Origin of the sequence: Rahnella bonaserana, assembly GCF_019049675.1 — a bacterium.
Lineage (GTDB): Bacteria > Pseudomonadota > Gammaproteobacteria > Enterobacterales > Enterobacteriaceae > Rahnella > Rahnella bonaserana.
On sequence record NZ_JAFMOW010000066.1, the window covers coordinates 117,629 to 139,075 of the forward strand.

Here is a 21,447-nt window from a genome sequence, read left to right on the forward strand (position 1 = left end):
GATAGCTGGAATGGCGGATAGTGATAAAAAGGCTCAGGCAGATTGCCCGGGCCTTTTTTGTGTTTTAGCGCGACCCCGGCAACAGAGACTCTGTGCACTTAAAGACATCTTCGCGGAATTTACGTGATGCGTCATCAAGATCGGCCTGATTCGCGACGTCAGCGCGGTTGGCTTCCAGCGCCTGATTGACTGCGACAGTAAACGCGTTTTCCTGGCTGGCATTGAGCACATTGCCGACGCAGCCAAACAGCAGGCGCATGGCAGAAATCTGCACCAGAAGTTCACGGTTTACGCGCTCGAGCTGGTCAACGCGCTTGTTCAGGGTATCGTCATTCATAGGTGTCTCCTTATTTAATTGCCGCACACCATAACAAAAGCATCGCCATGAAAAAACCGCCTTCCGGCGGTCTGTATGCTGGCTGCGGGTTTAACGCACCATTTGCTGCATCTGGCGGCTCAGCTTCATCAGTTGTGCATTGAGTGGCACCAGCTTTTGCTGGATAGCATTGTATTTGTCCAGCTGCTTCTGGTTGGCAAATTGCAAGCGGTTACCGGTGATAGTGACATTTTTACCCTGACTTTTAATGAAATCGGCTTTCTCGACGATCAGGTTCAGCACCTGTGGTAGCAGGTCGAATACCTGTTCAGTGATCGCCGACGGCTGAACGATGGTTTTATCGTAAGCCTGGTCATAGACTTTTTTCAGGTCATCAGGCTGTTTCAGTGCGGCATGTTGCGTGTCGGCCTGCGTTTTCAGCAGCATGATTTTTTCTTTCCAGCGTTCGCTGCTGTCCGCCATTTTCTTTAAATCATCACGCTGTTCAAGCAGGTTATTGACGCTGTTCACGCCATTCATCCCTGCAAAGACCGGCACCAGTGAGGAATCCAGTTCAATGTTCATCTGATGATGAAATCCGGTAATGATGGCGTAATCTTTACTGTAATCGCCAAACTCTTTCTGCTGCGCCTCGGTCAGCTGCGGCACAGCAAGAACGGGTTTATCCAGAATACGGGTCTGAAGAAAATCGATGAATGCTTTACGCTGTGCAGGCTCTTTATCGCCGCAACCGCTGAGGGCAAACATCATCAGCAACAGCATAAAAGGCAGCAAAAATACACGGTGAAGGGGGGGTGTCCGGGTCGCAGAATGCATCATTTCCTTGTTCCTTTATCTCCATCATCAGAGCTTTAACCTTAACGCATAAAGATAATTTTTTGCTAGATCAGCATAGCTATCTTCGCTAACGTCACTCTCAGAGTCATTTATCCAGGGAATGTATAACTTTGAAGCATAAGTCATTTTCGATAAAACACCTTGCGCCGCTGCTGGCTATGATGATCCTTGCCGGTTGTACATCAACGAAAAAAAGTGAGACGCCGGCGCAAAATCCGCATGATGTGAAAGCAGATATTGTGCGGCTGATGCCCGCCAGCGCGCCGGACAAAAAAGGCTGGGCGACGGATATTACCGCCGCATTCACCACGCAAAATATTCCGGCGACCACCGAAAACATCTGTTCGGTACTGGCGGTTGCGCAGCAGGAATCCAATTTCAATCCGAATGCGCCCGTGCCGGGTTTAGGCAAAATAGCGTGGAAAGAGATCGACCGTCGTGCCGATGCGGTTCATGTGCCTAATTTCCTGGTGCATACCGCGCTGCTGTTAAAATCGCCGAACGGAAAATCCTACAGTGAGCGTCTGGATAACGTAAAAACAGAGAAGCAACTGAGCGCTATTTTCGATGATTTCATTGATATGGTGCCGATGGGACAGAAGCTGTTTGGCAACCTGAATCCGGTGCATACCGGCGGTCCGATGCAGGTCAGCATCGCCTTCGCCGAGCAGAACGCTAAGGGATATCCGTATAAAATTGACGGCTCAATTCGTAACGAAGTCTTCAGCCGTCGTGGTGGTGTGTGGTTCGGCGTGAAACATCTGCTGGGCTATCCGACCCATTACTCGCAGTCACTTTATCGCTTTGCCGATTTCAATGCCGGCTGGTACGCCAGCCGTAACGCCGCGTTCCAGAACGCGGTCAGCAAAGTGTCAGGCATTCCGCTGGCGCTGGACGGTGACCTGATAAATTACGGCACCGATAAACCGGGCAGCACTGAACTGGCTGTACGCACGCTGAGTAAACGTCTGGATATCAGCCACGGTGCAATCCGCAAAGCGCTGGAGAAGGGCGAGCAGCTGGAGTTCGAAGACACGACGCTCTATAAGCAGGTTTATGCACTGGCGGATAAAACCACCGGTAAACGTCAGCCGCGTGAAATGTTGCCGGGCATTACGCTGGAAAGTCCGAAAATTACCCGCAAGCTGACCACTGCCTGGTTCGCTAAACGAGTGGACGGGCGACGTGCGGACTGTGTAAAACGCGCCAACGCCAGCTAATCGAAGGTAAACATTCTTAAAGCCTGCCAGATATTGGCGGGCTAATTATTTTTCTTTTCAGGCTACAGCCACCGTCAGTGGCGGCCTGCGCGTTATTTTATACAAAAATAAAAAACCGGGGAATATAACCCCGATGAAATTAACGCTTGCTTAATAAATCCCGCTGTGTGTAAATAGCGTCAACGGTTTGTGGTTAAGACCTATTTATGTAAGACATTTTAGTAAAGCAGTTCCTGGTTCAAGTGATATAGCAAATCCTTTCTCCGACGAATTTCCTTCTCTGATGCATCCATAAGTATTTCAAATAAAAACAGACCTATATTGCCCTATGGCATCATAAAATAAAAACGAAGAAGGTATTTTCTATGTCTAATAAAATGACTGGTTTAGTAAAATGGTTTGACGCTGGTAAAGGTTTCGGTTTCATCAGCCCTGCAGATGGCAGCAAAGACGTGTTCGTTCACTTCTCTGCAATCCAGAGCAATGATTTCAAAACCCTGGACGAAGGTCAGAACGTTGAGTTCACCATCGAACAAGGCCAGAAAGGCCCATCAGCCGGTAACGTTGTCGTTCTGTAATGTCGCCAGATATTGAAGTTAATACTCTGCAATAGCGAAGATGGGTTAAACCCGGAGCAGACAGAATAAATATTTCAGTATCGACATACTAAATGACAAAAATAAGCCCTGGCCAACGCCGGGGTTTATTATTTAAAAGCTTCTGAATTTATTTCCAGGAGCCACAACAGAAAAGCCGGTTGAATTATTCCCCTTCCAGTCGTTTTTTCTGTTGTGAAAAGGCCGTGCTCAGGCCGTGCAAAGTCGGAGTGTACGATGGACGCTTGCACCATAATATGACGGCCGGGAAAGCACCGGCAAATTCCCTTTATCCTTTGGGCTGGCTCTGCGTTGGCCGCCATCACTCACCCCAGTCACATACTAATGTATGCTCCCGGGGACTCGTTCTGTTGCCGCCTTGATCCAACCGCAAATGCTTGCGGGAATTCCCTTTATCCTTTGGGCTGGCTCTACGTTGGCCGCCATCACTCACCCCAGTCACATACTAATGTATGCTCCCGGGGACTCGTTCTGTTGCCGCCTTGATCCAACCGCAAAAGCTTGCGGGAATTGGTTACGTGCGTTTTTGCCGGAAAACAGGCAAAAAAAAGCCCGCACGCGGCGGGCAAAATAACAGGGTTCTACAGGGGTATTACACAGGGACATCACACAACATTTGATGGATTTAAGATATCAAACCCTGTGTATGGTTTTGTCATCACCCGGTAAGGTTAGTCCAGCAGATGTAAGGCTTATTTGTCGGCGTAATGCGAAATGACTTGATCGATTTTGGCGTCTGCCAGCGCAATTCCTTTCTGAATCAACGATTCAGAACCGATGCTTGCCAATACAATGACGACGGCAACAATCATTAATCCTTTGTATGTCATGTTTCAATCCTTCCGCTTTGACTGCTCAATGGCAGCATTATGCGGCGATACCGGTTGTATCGCCACGTGGCAAAACGGAAAAGGAAGAAAAAAGTTACGCGGCCAGGTGGCTGACAGTGAAATGCGTGACCAGACCGATGATGATCAGTAGCGCAATCGCAGCGGCGGTATAGAGGATAATGCGTTTAGGGCTGTAGAATTTCATTTAATATCCTTATTTTTACATTACATACAACGTTGCAGGATTAGAGAAACTCCATCATCAAAGCCATCATGTAACCAATCCCGACAGAGCCTCCGGCCATAATTAACCAAAATGCAGTTGCCTTCATTTCACACTCCTTGTGTTGGTTTGATCATTCAGATAATCAATTCACCGCAGAAATTATATCAAACATAAAAATTATGGGGATAAATATCTGCTCTAATTTTGATCACTTAGTCTGAAAAATCTCATAAAGTGCGGAGCGGTTCTGGTTCAGGAGGAAATCTGTCCGCAAAACGCAAGGCAAGCGCAGGGCTCAGCCACGGAAAATTTATTTCAGATAGTCGCTGCTGGCGGTCAGTTTGTTATGTGCGCTGGCGTCAATGGTCGTGGAAGGGCGGGTACCGCTTTCACTGGCTTTACGGTTCAGTTCAGAAGCCACTTCCTGCGAGCTGGAAGGGTGGAGTGCAGCGACGCTGTTAAACGTGGTCATTGCGATCATCAGGCTGAAAAGAGCGAGGGTGGTGCGTTTCATTTTGCAGGTGTCCGGTCTGTTCACATTTGTCATAAGGGTTGCGTGATTCAGCGGCCGATTTTATATGCTTTATTCATAAGAAACGGGAGCAAATTGTGCTCCCGTTCATCATTTATGATGCGCTCAGCTGCTGCTTTATACGTGCTGGAGCGTATTATGACCTGTTTCTGATTTATTCGGTAAGCGAATCGTGGCAGAAAGAACCAATGATACGATCAATAATGCGGTGATGATGCTGAACGTCACCGCGAAGCCACCGAACAGGGAAGCAACCAGGGAAGCAAAGATGCTGCCGATACCGAAGCCCAGATACAGCAGACCGTAATTTTTGGTCATGTTATTCAGGCCAAAGAAGTCGCTGACCAGTGACGGGTAAACGGTAATGGTACCGCCGAAGCTGAAGGCAACACAGGCGACGGAGAAGAAGAACATCATCTCGTTCATCTGAGTGAATAACATCAGACTCATCCCCGCCAGTGACACAATCTGCGCGATAGAAATAACGCGAATACGCTGCATTTTGTCTGACAACACACCCAGCACCAGACGACCACTCAGGTTAGCAATCGCAATCACGGTCACGGCGTTGGCCGCGGTCAGCGCATCCAGTTTAACCAGGCTCTGACCGATATCTTTCGCCACACCAATCACATACAAACCGCTCATACAGGCAGTCAGGAACATCAGTGCCAGCATCCAGTATTGCGGCGCGCGGATGGCTTCTGCCAGGGTGAAATCACGGGTGTCGTTGGTGCTGTCATTCAGGCTGTTTTCTTCACGGGTGACGTTTGCGGTTTCCTGTTTCGGCGCATCTTTCATCATCATCGCGCCGGCAATAACCATCACCATCGCGATGCCGCCCCAGATCATGAAGGTATTTTGCAGACCTTCAGTCGCCAGCAGATGACCGCAAACGAATTTGAATAACAGACTGCCCAGACCGTAAGCACCGATTGAACAGGCGGAGATCAGACCTTTGCGTTCAGGGAACCATTTCACGCAGTTGGTCAGCGTCAGCAGGTAACCGGCACCGTCCGCCAGACCGACCAGCACACCGGCGCTGATGTAAAGCATCAGAACATTGTCAGAATGTGCCGTCAGTGCAAAACCGGCAGCCATCAGCAAACCTGCGGCAATGGTCACGGTGCGCACGCCAAAACGTTCCTGAAGTTTACCGGCGACGGAAGAGGCCAGCGCCAGACACAGGCTCAGGATCCCAAAGGTCAGTGCCACGCGGCTCACCGGTTCACCCAGCTTCTCAGACAACTGACCGTTAAACAGACTCCAGGTATAAACAGAACCCAGTGCAAGCTGAGTCAGGATAGTGCCGATTAACGTCAGCACGCGTGTGCGGTTGTAATTCTGGATGCCAGATTGGTCACTCATAGTGGGTTCTCCCGGGCGAAGTAGATTCAATTAACTGTGGCTATGATAAGTCTGGCGATGTGGGGCGGCGCATTTGCGGAGTGAGATGCACGAGTTGCGGAATGAAATGCATCTATGATGGTATGAGTCGCCATTTTGGGGCTAAAAACACCCCAGAATTGGACTTAAAACACCGCTGCAGCCCTTGCGGGGCGCGGGTTTTAGTTGATCTGGATCACTAATCCGTCATTTAGTTTTTTCAGACCCGGTTACAAAGGTTTCGTTATTTCATTGGGCAGATAACGCAGGGCTCACCGGAATCTGGTCGTACCCTTCCGGCACTCCTCATTTTTACTTTCATGTGCTGGTTGAAAGCGCCGGGATACCGGAAAACATCAATCTGGCACTGCAATTACGTTCTGCTCCTGAGCCCAAACACGTCAGCTAATTTGCGTACCTGCCTGAGCATCAGGAAGGTATCACTGATTTTTTGTTATGACTTACAACGCCTGTGCATTCAGCGCGGTATTAATTGCCGCCGCCACACCCGTCGGGTTTTCCCACATCATCGAATGACCGGCCTGCGGCACGACAGCGGTCTGAATGCCATGCTGCGGCAGAATGGCGACATCAGGCTCAGGAAGTGAAAACTCACCAAACAATACCGTTGCCGGCATTTTCAGCTGATAAAGCTGTTCGCGCCACGACACCTTTTCGCCATTGACCAGCCCGACGGCCTGACGGTGGATCGCCAGCGGTGAGGCGATGCCCATACATCCTGCCCAGATGTGATCATTTCCGCGAACCGCCACCTTAATCAGATGCCCGTGGCCTTCGCGCAGATAGTCTTCTTCAGAATACTGGGCAACAGCGCGGCTGAACACGCCGCCACCGGCATCCAGATTCGGTTCCGCGACTATCAGGCGCTGGATCAGATCAGGACGTTGCGCCGCCACCATAATGGCGATACTGCCGCCCATGCTATGACCGATTAAGTTGACCTGCGGCACGCCGAGGCTTTCAAGCCAGACAATCACGCAATCGACATGTGCCTGCAGGCTGTAGCTGAAATCATCGGGCTTATCGCTGTAGCCTGAACCTGCCAAATCGAGCAACAGTGAGCGGCGCGGACGTAATGACGCATCAGTCGCCACGCGCGGAAAATCGCAGGAAGACGCACATCCCAGACCGTGAATAAAGACCAGCGGAACCCCCATCCCGGACAATTCATGGAAGCGTAAATGCATTTGCGTACCGGGTACTTTAAACGATTTCATCTCGATCCTTTGCTGACGGCCCACGTACTATTTTGCTTAAGAACAATCTGCGGATTATAGGCAGAAACCTCCTTACCGGCAGCACAAAAAATAAGTAAACAAACAGAGTATGAAAACAGGCAGAAAGCTTATTTTTTTGTCTAAATAATCACCAGCTAAACGTTACTCACTCAATAATTTGGCTTAAAGTATTTGGCCTGTGAATATTTATTTGGCAGGCGCTTTCTATCAGCCAGACAAGTGATAGCATGGGCCTCTTGCTCACTTTATGGATTTATCTGATGGTCAGGTTAGGCGGTTGTGTGGCGGTTATTTTGGCGCTGGCGTCGTTTTCAGCATCGGCTGTCACGCAGTATCAGTGCGTGTTAACTCATCATACTCAGTCTGATGATGGCAATGATGTTTCTGAAGTCGTGAACAAAAATGCCCAGGTTTATGATGCGGGGAATACGTTCAGTTTCTCACCGGATGGCAGCAAAATGGTCACCAGTCCTGAACTGACGGATATCATCGGCAAAGATAATCAGCCCATGAAAGCGGGCGCGCAGGATAACCTGATGTATATTCACGTTAAAGACAGCTTTGTGGTGGCAACCCAGACAGAAGGGTATGTCTACGGTGATTGCAAAGTGAATACCGCGAAGTAAAAAGCGTTAGCCCGCATTTATAATCCCTGTGGGCGCATGAGCCATGTCTCAGCGCCCTGCAATATCGCCCTGCAATAAATAGAAACACTCCTGCCAGTTCATTAGCACACTTCTTATAGTCGTCCGTGGCATGACGGGCTATCCTTTCGCACTTTTCCAGTCTCCGTTTATTCATTTCGCCCGCTTCAAGAAGCAGACAAAAAAGGTATTTGCCCGCTTATGGCCCTACTTAACGACGAAATTCGCGACCATACCGCCGAGTCCGTCCTTTTCGTTCGTCGTGCCGTGATTGCATTTTTGGTCGTGATCCTGCTGTCTTCTGCGCTGGTGTTTAATCTGTACCATCTGCAGGTGGGTATGCACGATTTTTACCAGACCCGCTCAAATCAGAATGACATCAAAATGCTGCCGATCGCCCCAAGCCGCGGGCTGATTATGGATCGCAACGGCGTGGTGCTGGCGCAAAATATTACCCTCTATCAGATTGAAGTGATCCCGGGCAAAGTGCCGGATCTTAACGCCACGCTGAACGCACTGAAACCGATTGTCGATCTCACACAAGACGATCTGGACAGTTTCCACGACGCCATGATCCACGGCCGTCGTTTTGCACAGATACCGCTGAAGCTGGCGCTGACCGATGTGGAAGTCGCGCGTTTTTCCGTGAACCAGTTTGATTTCCCTGGCGTTTCTATCAGTACGTATCAGCAGCGTCGTTATCCTTATGGCGCGGAGCTGGCGCACGTGGTCGGCTACGTGTCTAAAATTAACGATAAAGATGCCAAACGTCTTGATGCCGAAGGGATTTCGGAGAATTACGCCGCTGACCACGATATCGGCAAGCAGGGCGTTGAAAAGTATTATGAAAGTATCCTGCATGGCCGTACCGGTTATCAGGAAGTCGAAGTGGATAACCACGGCCACGTGGTGCGCCTGCTCAAAGAGGTTCCGCCGCAGGCCGGACAAAATATCTACCTGACGCTGGATCTGGGGTTGCAGCAGTACATCGAGAAAGTCCTGAAAGGTCAGCGTGCGGCGGTGGTAGTGATGGATCCCCGGGACGGCGGCATTAAAGCCATGGTCTCCAGCCCGAGCTATGATCCGAATCCGTTTGTGAACGGCATTTCTACTAAGCAATACAGTGCGTTACTGAAAAACCCTGACCTGCCGCTGATTAACCGTGTTACGCAGGGCCTTTATCCACCGGCCTCTACGGTCAAACCTTTTATGGCCACGTCGGCGTTGTTTGAAGGGGTGATCACACCGCAAACCACCTTCTTTGGTGCGCCGACCTGGACGCTGCCGGGCACCGAACGCCACTACCGCGACTGGCTTAAAACCGGCCACGGTATGCTGAACGTGACCAAAGCGATTGAGGAGTCTGCCGATACGTTCTTCTATCAGGTGGCCTATGAAATGGGCATCGATCGTATTCATACCTGGCTGAGTAAATTTGGCTACGGGCAGTCGAGCGGGATAGATCTCGACGAGCAATATAATGGCGTGCTGCCAAGCCGTGAATGGAAAATGAAAGTCCATAAAAAAGGCTGGTACCAGGGGGATACCGTTTCTGTCGGTATCGGGCAGGGCTATTGGGTCGCGACGCCAATTCAGATGGTGCGTGCGCTCAGTGCGCTGGTGAATAATGGTAAGCTGGAAACCCCCCATCTGCTTTATTCAGCGAAAAGCGGCAAAGTAATTACGCCATATAAAATGCCACCGACGCAGCAAATAGCGGATCCGAAATCCCCTGTCTGGGGAATTGTGAAAAACGGCATGTTTGGCATGGCAAATTTCCCGAATGGTACCGGCTATAAATTATTCCACACGGCGCCTTATCAGATTGCGGCAAAATCCGGTACATCGCAGGTTTTCAGCCTGCGTGAGAATCAGGTTTATAACGCTAAAATGACGCCGGTTCGCTTGCGTGACCACATCTTCTACACGGCGTTTGCGCCTTACAAACATCCGACGGTAGTGATGGCGCTGATCATGGAAAATGGCGGCGGTGACGGCGTGGTGGCCGGACCGACCGCGCGCGCCATACTCGACCATATTTTCCTGCCACCGCAGGCGACCATGTGCGATCCGGCCAAAGCGAATAATCCGGCTGACTGCGAACAACCCGTTCCGACACCTAATTCGCTGGGCTTTAGTGAGCATTAATTTGACTTAAGTATGGAACCTGCGACTTTACGGATTTATCCCAGCGAGGTGGTCTGTTAAAGCCGCAGACACTGTATTTCCGGCTTTCGGTTATCGCTGATTTAATTACGATACTAAAATTCCTAATGTAAAAATCGTACAATTCCTGCGACAGGTTTCATCTTGCACAGGTTTTTTGTTATTGTTTTTTTTCACCAGAATATAAAAGAGTCATTATCTCTAACTCTTTCTTTATTGTTTCTTTAAACCCGGGAAATCTGTTTCACCGCTTGGCTGATTTATAATGGCCTGATGTAAGGGTGGGGCATGAAATATGAGGTCTGTGAATGAAAACGCCAGAAATCCCCGCTGACGAGGCGAAGCGTATCCATGCGTTGCGCGCCTATAATCTGCTTGATACGCCACCCGAAGAACGCTTCGACCGCCTGACGCGTCTGGCCAGACGATTGTTTGATGTGCCGATTGCACTGGTGTCTTTAGTGGATGTGAACCGCCAGTGGTTTAAATCCTGTCAGGGGCTTGCTGTCACCGAGACTTCACGTGATGTGTCCTTCTGCGCACATGCCATTCTCGATAATGACATCATGCTGGTGCCCAATACCCTGAGTGATGAGCGTTTTTACGATAATCCGCTGGTAACCGGCGATCCTGGGATTCGTTTTTACGCCGGTTGTCCGCTGATCGTGCCGAACGGCAGTTCTCTGGGGACCTTATGCCTCATTGATGTTAAACCCCGTAATATGGGCGACGATGAGCGTCAGCTTCTGCGAGACTTAGCCAAAATGGCCGAGCAGGAAATCGGGGCGCTGCAAATGGCGACAATGGATGAACTGACGCTGGTCGCTAACCGGCGTGGCTTCGAGGCGCAGGCGCAACAGGCGCTTAACGCCTGTCAGAAGCTTGGCATACCAGCGACCATGCTTTTTTTCGATCTGAATGATTTTAAAGGGATTAACGATCGCTTTGGTCATGCGGAAGGGGATCGGGCCCTGACCGTTTTTGCCGGGATCCTCAGCGGCTTGCTGCGTGAAACAGACGTTGTGGGTCGTCTGGGTGGTGATGAGTTTGTGGCGTTGCTGACCAATGCCAGCCATCTGGAAGCTGCTGAAATTATGCAGCGTTTGCATGAAGCCGTTATTGGCTGGAATCTGCATGAACAGCGCGGCTATGACTTAAAATTCAGCGTCGGACAGATTGAATATGATGCCACCAGACATCCGTCTGTACAGGCCTTACTGGCAGACTCTGATCAGGCGATGTACAGCCATAAGCAGCTCAGTAAAAAGGTTGTCATCAGTCACTGACAGCCCCATGTCATAAAATGGCGACAATGTGCTTACTTGTTGTCTCTTTTTGGAGACATTTAATTTAATGATATTTAAAGGATATTTTTTTATTACTCTATTGTGTTGTTATTTGGCGACGCAAAGGGTGTTTATTCATCAGCTTAACCGTGCTTTTCCGGATGCCTGAAAATGAATTATCAATAAATATCTTTTAAATACAGAGAGATGATAATTTTTATTCAACATTGGCACGTAACGTGCTAGATTAGCGCAGTTGCTCATTCACCTGATTATGATTGGCTCACGCGAAAGCGTTGATATGCTCATAATGCCCGAATGACGCCAAAGAAACGGTGCCTATCGTTCACCCGACCGATAATCGTTGCGCAAGCACGTTATCAAGCATCGAACGACACGTTGAGTGAGGCACCACCTCTTCCGGTTTGCTGAACATCCATCAGGATGTTCAGCAATACCAACCTCTTCTGAATTTCCTGGTTTGTCCTCAAAACTCCTTAGCCCCTTCTCTGACACTGGCTGTTTAAACCGTTGTCCGCTAGCATGACTTTATCTGTGATAAATGAGATGAATGCGTTGAAAAGAGGACGTTTATTCCCCGGCTCCCTACGTCAGCTGGTACTGATGGCTTTCCTGCTGGTGCTGCTGCCGTTGCTGGTGCTGGCATACCAGGCGTATGACAGTCTCGATCAGTTGAGCCGTCAGGCGGCGCATATCAACCGCACCACGCTCAGTGACGCCCGCCGCAGCGAATCAATGTCCAGTATTGCGCTGGAAATGGAGCGCAGCTACCGCCAGTACTGCGTTCTCGACGATCCGACGCTTTCACGGCTTTATCAGAATCAGCACAAACAATATTCCCAGCTGCTGGATGCGCATGCTTCAGTGCTGCCGGATTTACATTACTACCAGACGTTGCGCACCTTGCTGACGCAGCTTACGCAACCGACCTGCCAGAATAACTCCCCGGATAAAGACTCTTCTGCGCGTCTTGAGAATTTCTCACGCACCAATGCCGAAATGGTACAGGCGACGCGGGAGGTCGTATTCTCACGTGGCCAGCAGCTGCAGCGCGCGATTGCCGAACGTGGTCAGTTCTTTGGCTGGCAGGCGCTGGTGCTTTTCCTGCTCAGCGGCGCGCTGGTGGTACTGTTTACCCGCATGATTATCGGGCCGGTAAAAGGTGTCGAACGGATGATTAACCGGCTGGGGGAAGGGCGTAGTCTGGGGGATGTCACCCGCTTTAAAGGCCCGCGCGAAATCCGTTCTCTGGTGCAGCGCATCGTCTGGCTGAGTGAACGTCTGGCGTGGCTGGAATCGCAGCGTCACGAATTCCTGCGCCATATTTCCCACGAACTCAAAACCCCGCTCGCCAGCATGCGTGAAGGAACTGAACTGCTGGCCGATGAAGTTGCCGGTCCGCTGACGTCAGATCAAAAAGAAGTGGTGGCTATCCTGAACAACAGCAGCCGCCATTTGCAGACGCTTATCGAACAACTGCTCGATTACAACCGCAAGCTGGCCGATGCGCCGACGCTGAGTGTGTCCGTTGACCTGACATCGCTGGTTAATGATGTCGTCACGGCGAACAGTTTGCCGGCGCGCGCCAAGAAGATCCGCAGTGAGGTCACGATTGATGCGCCGACCTGTCTGGCGGAGCCGACATTACTGCGGCGCGTGGTGGATAATCTCTATTCCAATGCGGTGCACTACGGGGCTGAATCCGGTACTATTTGGGTCCGCAGCCGGGAATTACACGGACGGGTTATTATCGAGGTGGCAAACACCGGAACCCCGATCCCGCAGGCCGAGCGCGCGATGATATTTGAACCTTTTTACCAGGGTAGCCAGCAACGAAAAGGGGCTGTGAAAGGCAGCGGTCTGGGATTGAGTATCGCCCAGGACTGTATTCGTCGCATGCATGGAGAGCTGCAACTGGTTGCCGTTGAGGATGCGGACGTTTGTTTCCGTATTGAATTGCCCCTGACGGCTGAGAAGAAATAATAATGATGCTATTTGCTGGCTGGTGCGTCTGATGAGCACATTGTCCTTTATCACCCCTGTCACCCTCCGTCTGGTACGCGCCGTGTTGCGCAGCCGGGCGTTTTTACTCAGCGCGCCACTGGCGCTGGCGGGCTGTGTCCCGCATTCTGCCGACAACCGTTATTTCCAGCAGGTGTCCGCTCAGGTCGTCCCTGACAGCAAAGTGATCGACTTTCGTATCGCTCCTTGTGAAACCCTGTGGACACTCGATGACAATGACGCCGTCACTAACTCCCTTTACTGGTTACGGGCGATGGACTGCGCCGACCGGATGAGCGATGCGCAGGCGCGCTATCAGGCGCAGCAGATGCCGGCGACCACCTGGGATCAGGTATTTAAACAAAGTATTCTGCTTTCCGGTGCGGATCCCGATCAGCAACAGCGCCGTGAGTTGCTGGCAAAAGTCAGCGCGTATCGCGGTCAGATGCCGGGACAAATTCGCCCGCTGGTGCAGTTATGGCGTGAACGTCAGAACTTACAGGTTGTGCTGGGTGATGAAAAAGCCCGTAATGCCCGCCAGCTGGCAGTGAATGAAGAAAAACTTCAGGCGATGACTGAGCAGCAGCAGGTTCTGGAAAACAATCTCGCCGATACCCGCCGTAAGCTGGAAAACCTGACGGACATTGAGCGACAGCTCTCTTCGCGCAAACAGATCCAGGGCGATTTGCCGGATAACGATGCAGCTGCGCCTGCTAAAGCGGCCTCCGGTAATCTGGTAAAACCGGCTGAGACTTACACGCCACCGGCTAAGGATTCGAACGCAAAATGACGTTACGTAAAGCAGCCAGTTTATTGCTGGTCGATGACGATCCAAGCTTATTAAAGTTACTGGGTATGCGTCTGACCAGCGAAGGTTTTCGTGTCACTACCGCCGAAAGCGGGGCGGAAGCCCTGCGCGTTCTGCACCGTGAACGTATTGATCTGGTGCTGAGCGATTTGCGTATGGATGAAATGGATGGCATGGCGCTGTTCGCTGAAATCCAGAAATTCCAGCCCGGAATGCCGGTGATTATTCTGACCGCGCACGGCTCTATACCCGATGCGGTGGCCGCGACCCAGCAAGGCGTCTTTGGATTCCTGACCAAACCGGTCGATCGCGATGCGCTGTATAAAGCCATTGATGAAGCGCTGGCACAGTCCAGCCCGTCGGCCGATGAAAGCTGGCGCGAATCAATTGTCACCCGCAGCCCGATCATGCTGCGTTTACTTGAACAGGCCAATATGGTCGCGCAGTCTGATGTCAGCGTGCTGATTAACGGTCAGAGCGGCACCGGTAAAGAAGTGCTGGCGCAGGCGATTCATGGTGCCAGCCCGCGCGGCAAGAAAGCCTTTATCGCCATTAACTGTGGTGCGTTGCCGGAACAGTTACTGGAATCCGAACTATTTGGTCACGCCAAAGGCGCGTTTACCGGCGCGGTAAGCAGCCGCGAAGGGTTGTTCCAGGCGGCGACCGGCGGAACATTATTCCTTGATGAAATCGGCGATATGCCGCTGTCATTGCAGGTGAAATTGCTGCGCGTGTTGCAGGAGCGCAAGGTGCGTCCGCTGGGCAGTAATCAGGATATCGATGTCGATGTGCGTATTATTTCTGCGACACACCGTGATTTGCCGAAAGCGATGGAGAAGGGCGAGTTTCGCGAAGACCTGTTCTATCGTCTTAATGTAGTCGGCCTGAAGCTGCCGACCCTGAGCGAACGCGCTGAAGATATTCCGTTGCTGGCCAATCATCTGCTGCGCGTCGCGGCGCAGCGACATAAACCTTTCGTTCGCAGCTTTTCAACCGATGCTCTTAAACGTCTGATGGCCGCCAGCTGGCCGGGCAATGTGCGCCAGTTAGTGAACGTGATCGAGCAATGCGTGGCGCTGACGTCTGCACCGGTGATCAGCGAAGCCCTGGTTCAGCAAGCGCTGGAAGGTGAAAATACCGCACTGCCGACGTTTGCCGATGCGCGTAATCAGTTCGAACTGAATTATCTGCGTAAGTTGCTGCAAATGACCAAAGGCAATGTCACGCAGGCGGCACGTATCGCCGGGCGTAACCGCACTGAGTTTTACAAGTTGCTTTCACGCCATGAGCTGGAAGCGACCGATTTTAAAGAGTAACGGGAATTTACTTTCAGCGGCTGGAGGTACATTCCTGCGGCTGAACTATGATACCTTTAGCGCCTTCGCATGCCTCTGGCATCCGAAACCAGATTGTGAACCATGCTGCCGCTCAGGAAGGCGGAGAGCAAACGAATGATTATAAGGGTCCGCCATGAAAAAGATTGATGCGATTATCAAGCCATTCAAACTCGACGATGTCCGTGAAGCACTGGCTGAAGTTGGGATTACCGGGATGACCGTGACTGAAGTGAAAGGCTTTGGCCGTCAGAAAGGTCACACAGAACTGTACCGTGGTGCAGAATACATGGTCGATTTCCTGCCAAAAGTGAAAATCGAAATCGTGGTGGCGGATGACATCGTGGACACTTGCGTGGAAACCATTATGACCACCGCCCAGACCGGTAAAATCGGCGACGGCAAAATCTTCGTGTTCGACGTGGCCCGCGTGGTGCGTATCCGTACCGGCGAGCAGGACGAAGAAGCGATTTAATGTTTCATCAGGGCGGGTAATGCGATGTTACCGGCCCTGGGTTTGTCCTCTGTATTCCCCTCCCTTATCTTGTTATACCAATCAGTTTTTAACCAGTTCACTTCTCAACTCTTTGTTTATGCTTTTTTTCCTCTTAATTCTGCTGATCCGCTTTCAAAAATCCCTCGCCGTTAATAACCACAAAAAATGCTATTTGTTAGTTTTATGTGAAGTTTGTGAGGTTTTTATTGTGACTTCATTGAAAAAGTGAGAGTAAAATCACGTTTGTTGTTATACCAGTTCGAATAACCTGTCAGATACGTTGTAATCACCGACTAAAACAATTCAGGGTGAAAGTATCTGACTGCCGGAACTGGTGTGGACTGATCTCCGTTGATCGTGGTTTTCACACCCATTCAAAAGGCTTTGCAATGTCACAACCAGAAAAACCCATACGCATTTCCCGTCGCGTATTTTTAGGGGGCGCACTCGCGGCGCTTTCCGTTCCGCTGATGAACAAGCTTTTGCTCAGCCCGGTTTATGCCGCGCCGGTTGCGGGCTTGTCGCAGGCAAAACAAGACTTCACCCAACTCTCGCTGTATCTGACCGGTCATGACCAGCTGGATCCGGCCCTTTCTGAACGTTATTACCAGACGATGTTGCAGCTGTACCCGGATTTCACTGCACAGGTTCAGGCTTTACGGGCGTTTATCACGGCGAATCATATTGATGCCGCTGACCTGCAAAAAGCGCTGGATACACAGCAGCCTGCGCTGGCGAAATTGCCGCGCAGCATCCTTCAGGCGTGGTATCTCGGCGTAGTCGGCGATGGCAAACAGGCGGTTTGTCTGGCGTATGAAAACGCGCTGATGAATGTCGCGGTTCGCGATCATCTGAATCCGCCGAGCTATGCCTACGGCGCGTACGGTACCTGGGCAAAACAGCCTGTCTGAAAATAACGTTCAAAAAGGGTTAAGTAATGAGTGAACAACTTTCCGCTGACGTCGTCGTCATCGGCTCAGGGATCTGCGGCTCGCTGGTCGCCCAGCGTCTGGCAAAACAGGGTATCTCCGTTATTATTCTCGAATCCGGCCCGCGGATTGATCGCGGTACGCTGACCGAAAATTTCCGTAATTCGCCGCGCAAAAAAGACTTTATGTCGCCGTATCCTTACTCCGACTGGTCGCCGCACCCGGTGTATAAGCCTGAAGATAATGATTACCTGCAACAGCAGGGACCGTATCCGTTCCCGGCGGAATATATCCGCATTATGGGCGGCACTACCTGGCACTGGGCGGCGCAGGCGTGGCGTGTTCTGCCAAACGATATGAAGATCAAAACCCTGTACGGCGTGGGGCGTGACTGGCCGTTATCGTACGACGAGCTGGAACCGTTTTATTACGAAGCCGAAGTGAAAATGGGCGTGTCCGGCGCACCCAATAACGGTTCGCCGCGCAGCCAGCCGTTCCCGATGGAACCGGTCGCCGAATCCTGGCTGCAACAGCGTTTTCGCGAGCGTCTGGCACCGGGCGGTTATGAGGTGATTGTGAACACCACCGCGCGCAACAGCCGCAACTATGACGGGCGTCCGGCCTGTTGTGGTAACAACAACTGCATGCCGATCTGCCCGATTGACGCGCAATATCACGGCGGCATCGCTGCGCAGGCTGCCGAAGCGGCAGGTGCAAAACTCATTACCAGTGCGGTGGTTTATCGCCTCGAGCACGACGAAAAGGGCCGCATTGTTGCCGCGCATTATTACGATCCCGATAAAGGCGAGCATAAAGTCACAGCGAAAAACTTCGTGCTGGCTGCCAACGGCATCGAAAGCCCTAAATTGCTGCTGATTTCTGCCAGCGATAAATACCCGGACGGACTGGCAAACAGCTCCGGTACCGTCGGGCGTCACCTGATGGATCACCCGAGTAACTCGCTGACGTTTGAAACTGAAGAACCGCTGTGGGCGGGGCGCGGGCCAATGAGTCCGGCGTCCATCAACAGCCTGCGCGACGGCGATTTCCGCAAAGATTACGCCTCGTTCCGTATTGATATCGCCAACTCTTCACAAGTGCAGTCAGTGACGCAGGACTTGCTGGCGGAAGGCGTGTACGGCATCAGCCTGGATAATGAAATCCGCCGCCGTGCGTCGCACCAGACCAGCCTGAAAAACGTGATGGAACAGCTGCCGAACTACGATAACCGCATCATTCTTAGCGACAAAAAAGACAAACTGGGTATCCCGAAACCGGCTGCGATTTATCACATGGACGATTACGTCCATCGCGGTATGGCGCGTGCCGTGAAGGAATATACCGAAATTGCCAGACTGATGGGCGGCACCAATTTGCGTTTCAGCAAGCCGGGCGTTTACGGCAATAACCAGCACATTACCGGCACGATGAGCATGGGCCATGACCCGAAAGATTCTGTGGTGGATGCGTTCGGACGTACCCACGACCACGAAAATCTGTTCATCACCAGTACCGGCGTGATGCCAACTTCGGCCACGGTCAACTCCACGCTGACCGCCGTCGCACTGGCGTTACGTACCGCTGATCATCTTGCCAAAACTGCGCTATAGGCTGACTGACATGACTCTGAATCGTTTATCTCAAAAACGTCTGACGGGCGCGTTGCTGGCCTTTGGCCTGAGCCTGATGGCAGGCACGGCTTATGCCGCGCTTTCGCCGGAACAGGATGCGCTGATCAAGAAAGGCGAATACGTCGCGATAGCCGGTGACTGTGTGGCCTGCCATTCCACCGAAGGCGGCAAACCGTTCGCCGGCGGCCTCGGGCTGGCAACGCCGCTGGGCACTATTTACTCGAGCAACATTACGCCGTCAAAAAAAGATGGCATCGGCAATTACACGCTGGAGCAGTTTGAACACGCGGTGCGTGATGGCGTGCGCGGCGACGGTGCGAATCTGTATCCGGCGATGCCTTACACGTCGTATGCCAAAATCAGCGATGACGATATGAAAGCCCTGTACGCATATTTTATGCAGGGCGTGCACCCGGTGGATGCGCCGTCAACGCCAACCGCGCTGCCGTTCCCGTTCAACGTGCGTTTGTCGATGGCGGGCTGGAATTTGCTGTTCCTCGAGAAAGGTGCGTTTAAAGCCGATCCGTCGAAAAGCGATCAGGTTAACCGTGGCGCGTATCTTGGCGAAGCGCTGGCGCACTGCAGCACCTGCCATACGCCGCGTAATGCGCTGATGGCCGAGCAGGGCGATAAAGCGTTGGGCGGCAGCAGTCTGGGTACCTGGTTTGCACCCAACATTACGTCGGATGCAGTCAGCGGAACAGGTAACTGGAGCACTGATGAAATCGCCGGTTACCTGAAAACCGGTCATGCGCCGGGCAAAGCACAGGCAGCAGGGCCGATGGCGGAAGCGATCGATCACAGCCTCAGCCATCTCAGCGACAGCGATTTGCAGGCGATTGCCGTGTGGCTGAAACAAACTACGCCGGTCAGTCAGGAAGGGCAGGCGAGGGCAGCGGACCAGTTCGGTTCACCGGCGAATTATGTCGATACCCTTCGCGGTGTTCCGCGTCCGGCAAATGCTGACAAGATGACCGGCTGGCAGGTGTACGACGGCTATTGCGCCAGTTGCCATCAGCCCGACGGGCGTGGCAGCAAGGACGGCGGCTTACCGTCGCTTATCAACAACACCGCGCTCGGACATCTGAACAGCGACAATCTGGTGATGGCGATCCTTCACGGCGTGCAGCGCGGCGAGGAAAGCAAAGACGTGGCGATGCCTGCGTTTGAGCATTTACTGTCAGACACACAGGTTGCCACGCTGAGTAATCAGTTGTTGCAGCAGTTTGGTAACGATCAGGCAAAAGTGACGCCGCAGCGGGTAAAAGAACTGCGTGCTGGCGGTAAACCTTCGCCGTTGCTTGAACTGGCGCACTGGGGAATGGGGATAGCAGGACTGCTCGTTATTCTGCTGATTGCACTGTACTTTGTGCGTCGTCGCCGCCATTAATCCCTGCTGACGCAGCAACAAAAAAGGCTGACATTCTGTGTCAGCCTTTTTCTTTTCGGGGCAGGGATTAAATCACTTTATGTGGGCCGAAGCATTCATAGTGAATATTTGCTTCGCTGATGTTCATCGCCAGCAGCTGTTTGGCCGCGAACTGCATAAAGCCGACCGGACCGCACAGGTAGAAATGCATCGCCGGATCATTCAGCTTTTCACTGACTTTGCTCAGATCCATCAGCCCCTGATACTGAAAGTCCCCTCCCGGCAAATCATTTGCCTGTGGCTGGTTATACCAGACATGGCTTTCCAGCTGCGGAAGGTTTTTCTGCGCGCTTTTCACTTCACCAGCAAAAGCATGCACCGCGCCGTTTTCTGCCGCGTGCAGCCACTGAACCGGCGCGTGATGTCCGCGTTCTGCCAGTGTGTTGAGCATACCTAACATCGGCGTCTGACCGACACCGGCGGAAATCAGCGCGACCGGCGTGGTATCGCTGATATCCATAAAGAAATCCCCGTGCGGGGCGGCCAGATGAATGATGTCGCCCGGCTGCGCAAAGTTATGCAGGAAGTTAGAGACCGCACCCTGACCTTCGCGTTTTACCGCAATGCGGTAGGTTTTTCCGTTCGGTGCCTGAGTCAGGGAATACTGACGGATTTCCTGATTTTCCAGCGAGGCATCGCGGATATAGACCGCAAGATATTGTCCCGGCTGGAAATCCACCACAGGCAATCCATCGACAGGTTCCAGCAGGAATGAGGTGATCAGTTCACTTTGAGGCTGCTTTTCGGCGATGCGGAATTCACGCGTGCCGCGCCAGCCACCGGTTTTTTCTGCGCTGTCCTGATAAATTTCTGCCTCACGATTGATAAACACATTCGCCAGCACGCCGTAGGCTTTCCCCCACGCATCCAGCACTTCCTGACCCGGGCTTAACATTTCATCCAGCGTCGCCAGCAGGTGAGTGCCGACAATATTGTATTGATCCGGCTGAATGGTGAAGCTGGTGTGCTTTTGCGCAATACGTTCCACCGCAGGCAACAGTGCCGCCAGATTTTCAATATTAGCGGCGTAAGCGCAGATGGCATCGAACAGCGCCTGACGCTGATCGCCGTTACGCTGGTTGCTCATATTGAAGATATCTTTCAGTTCGGGATTGTGTTCGAACATGCGGTCGTAGAAGTGTGCGGTGAGTTTCGGACCGGTTGCTGTGAGCAAAGGAATGGTGGATTTAACGATAGCGATAGTGGATGAATCAAGCATAGTGAACTCCGTCTCTTTTTTGATTTCATTAAACATGTATTTTAAATGCATCTTATATAAATCCACATTTTCTGTAAACACCCCCTAAAGGGGTAAGGGCTTTTTGAGGTGACGGGGGCGATGGGGGCTGAGTCACAAAGCTGAAATTTGTACATGTTCAGATGAATATTTATCCCTTGATTACGGGCAGAGGTTCGCAGATCAAAGCCTTGCTGTATCTGGAGCCAATCGTTTGCCTA

At 51.8% G+C, this 21,447-nt stretch carries 19 protein-coding genes; 12 read left to right on the forward strand and 7 right to left on the reverse strand.

Translation table 11 applies throughout. The annotated features are described in order from the left end of the window. Positions 1-64 precede the first annotated feature (64 nt). On the reverse strand, positions 65-337 hold the full coding sequence (locus J1778_RS18080) for a hypothetical protein (RefSeq protein WP_217174342.1): 273 nt from the start codon (positions 335-337) through the stop codon (positions 65-67). A gap of 90 nt (positions 338-427) precedes the next feature. After that, positions 428-1,156, reverse strand: a complete 729-nt coding sequence (locus J1778_RS18085) for a DUF3053 domain-containing protein (protein WP_217174343.1) — start codon at positions 1,154-1,156, stop codon at positions 428-430. Between the two features lie 176 nt (positions 1,157-1,332). On the opposite strand from J1778_RS18085, the gene J1778_RS18090 reads away from it, so the two are divergent. Then, on the forward strand, positions 1,333-2,394 hold the full coding sequence (locus J1778_RS18090) for a DUF1615 domain-containing protein (RefSeq protein ID WP_217174570.1): 1,062 nt from the start codon (positions 1,333-1,335) through the stop codon (positions 2,392-2,394). Between the two features lie 365 nt (positions 2,395-2,759). Further along, a complete protein-coding gene (cspE, locus tag J1778_RS18095; protein WP_056781364.1) occupies positions 2,760-2,972 on the forward strand; it encodes a transcription antiterminator/RNA stability regulator CspE in 213 nt (70 codons plus the stop codon). A 731-nt stretch (positions 2,973-3,703) separates the two neighbouring features. Here cspE and J1778_RS18100 read toward each other — a convergent pair. The 4 genes from J1778_RS18100 to J1778_RS18115 all read right to left on the reverse strand — a co-directional run bounded on the left by J1778_RS18100 (position 3,704) and on the right by J1778_RS18115 (position 7,223). Continuing rightward, entirely contained in the window at positions 3,704-3,841 is a 138-nt protein-coding gene (locus J1778_RS18100; protein WP_162940740.1) for a hypothetical protein, read from the reverse strand. 536 nt (positions 3,842-4,377) lie between these two features. Continuing rightward, positions 4,378-4,581 (reverse strand): hypothetical protein, encoded by a 204-nt coding sequence (locus tag J1778_RS18105; protein WP_217174344.1) that lies wholly within the window; start codon positions 4,579-4,581, stop codon positions 4,378-4,380. 135 nt (positions 4,582-4,716) lie between these two features. Continuing rightward, on the reverse strand, positions 4,717-5,967 hold the full coding sequence (locus J1778_RS18110; protein WP_217174345.1) for an L-lactate MFS transporter: 1,251 nt from the start codon (positions 5,965-5,967) through the stop codon (positions 4,717-4,719). Between the two features lie 479 nt (positions 5,968-6,446). Continuing rightward, on the reverse strand, positions 6,447-7,223 hold the full coding sequence (locus J1778_RS18115; RefSeq protein WP_217174346.1) for an alpha/beta fold hydrolase: 777 nt from the start codon (positions 7,221-7,223) through the stop codon (positions 6,447-6,449). A gap of 281 nt (positions 7,224-7,504) precedes the next feature. Between J1778_RS18115 and J1778_RS18120 the strand changes: the two genes are divergently transcribed. The 10 genes from J1778_RS18120 (at position 7,505) to J1778_RS18165 (ending at position 19,950) form a co-directional block, all read left to right on the forward strand. Beyond that, positions 7,505-7,870, forward strand: coding sequence for a hypothetical protein (locus J1778_RS18120; RefSeq protein WP_217148112.1), 366 nt, complete (start codon positions 7,505-7,507; stop codon positions 7,868-7,870). Between the two features lie 219 nt (positions 7,871-8,089). Next, positions 8,090-10,036 (forward strand): penicillin-binding protein 2, encoded by a 1,947-nt coding sequence (gene mrdA, locus J1778_RS18125; RefSeq protein ID WP_217174347.1) that lies wholly within the window; start codon positions 8,090-8,092, stop codon positions 10,034-10,036. A gap of 326 nt (positions 10,037-10,362) precedes the next feature. Further along, positions 10,363-11,340, forward strand: coding sequence for a sensor domain-containing diguanylate cyclase (locus tag J1778_RS18130; protein WP_217174348.1), 978 nt, complete (start codon positions 10,363-10,365; stop codon positions 11,338-11,340). A gap of 567 nt (positions 11,341-11,907) precedes the next feature. Then, positions 11,908-13,344: a sensor histidine kinase gene (locus J1778_RS18135; protein WP_217174349.1), complete on the forward strand. Its 1,437-nt coding sequence runs from the start codon at positions 11,908-11,910 to the stop codon at positions 13,342-13,344. A 31-nt stretch (positions 13,345-13,375) separates the two neighbouring features. Further along, positions 13,376-14,152 (forward strand): two-component system QseEF-associated lipoprotein QseG, encoded by a 777-nt coding sequence (qseG, locus tag J1778_RS18140; protein WP_217174350.1) that lies wholly within the window; start codon positions 13,376-13,378, stop codon positions 14,150-14,152. After that, complete coding sequence (glrR, locus tag J1778_RS18145) at positions 14,149-15,486, forward strand: two-component system response regulator GlrR (protein ID WP_217174351.1); 1,338 nt, start codon at positions 14,149-14,151, stop codon at positions 15,484-15,486. The genes qseG and glrR overlap by 4 nt, the downstream gene beginning before the upstream one ends. 154 nt (positions 15,487-15,640) lie before the next feature. After that, complete coding sequence (glnB, locus tag J1778_RS18150; RefSeq protein ID WP_013574351.1) at positions 15,641-15,979, forward strand: nitrogen regulatory protein P-II; 339 nt, start codon at positions 15,641-15,643, stop codon at positions 15,977-15,979. A gap of 410 nt (positions 15,980-16,389) precedes the next feature. Then, positions 16,390-16,911: a sorbitol dehydrogenase family protein gene (locus J1778_RS18155; protein ID WP_217174352.1), complete on the forward strand. Its 522-nt coding sequence runs from the start codon at positions 16,390-16,392 to the stop codon at positions 16,909-16,911. 26 nt (positions 16,912-16,937) lie between these two features. Beyond that, positions 16,938-18,539, forward strand: coding sequence for a GMC family oxidoreductase (locus J1778_RS18160; protein WP_217174353.1), 1,602 nt, complete (start codon positions 16,938-16,940; stop codon positions 18,537-18,539). Between the two features lie 10 nt (positions 18,540-18,549). Next, positions 18,550-19,950, forward strand: coding sequence for a c-type cytochrome (locus J1778_RS18165; protein ID WP_217174354.1), 1,401 nt, complete (start codon positions 18,550-18,552; stop codon positions 19,948-19,950). Between the two features lie 67 nt (positions 19,951-20,017). On the opposite strand, the gene hmpA is transcribed toward J1778_RS18165, so the two are convergent. Next, on the reverse strand, positions 20,018-21,259 hold the full coding sequence (gene hmpA, locus J1778_RS18170) for an NO-inducible flavohemoprotein (protein WP_274388778.1): 1,242 nt from the start codon (positions 21,257-21,259) through the stop codon (positions 20,018-20,020). Positions 21,260-21,447 lie beyond the last annotated feature (188 nt).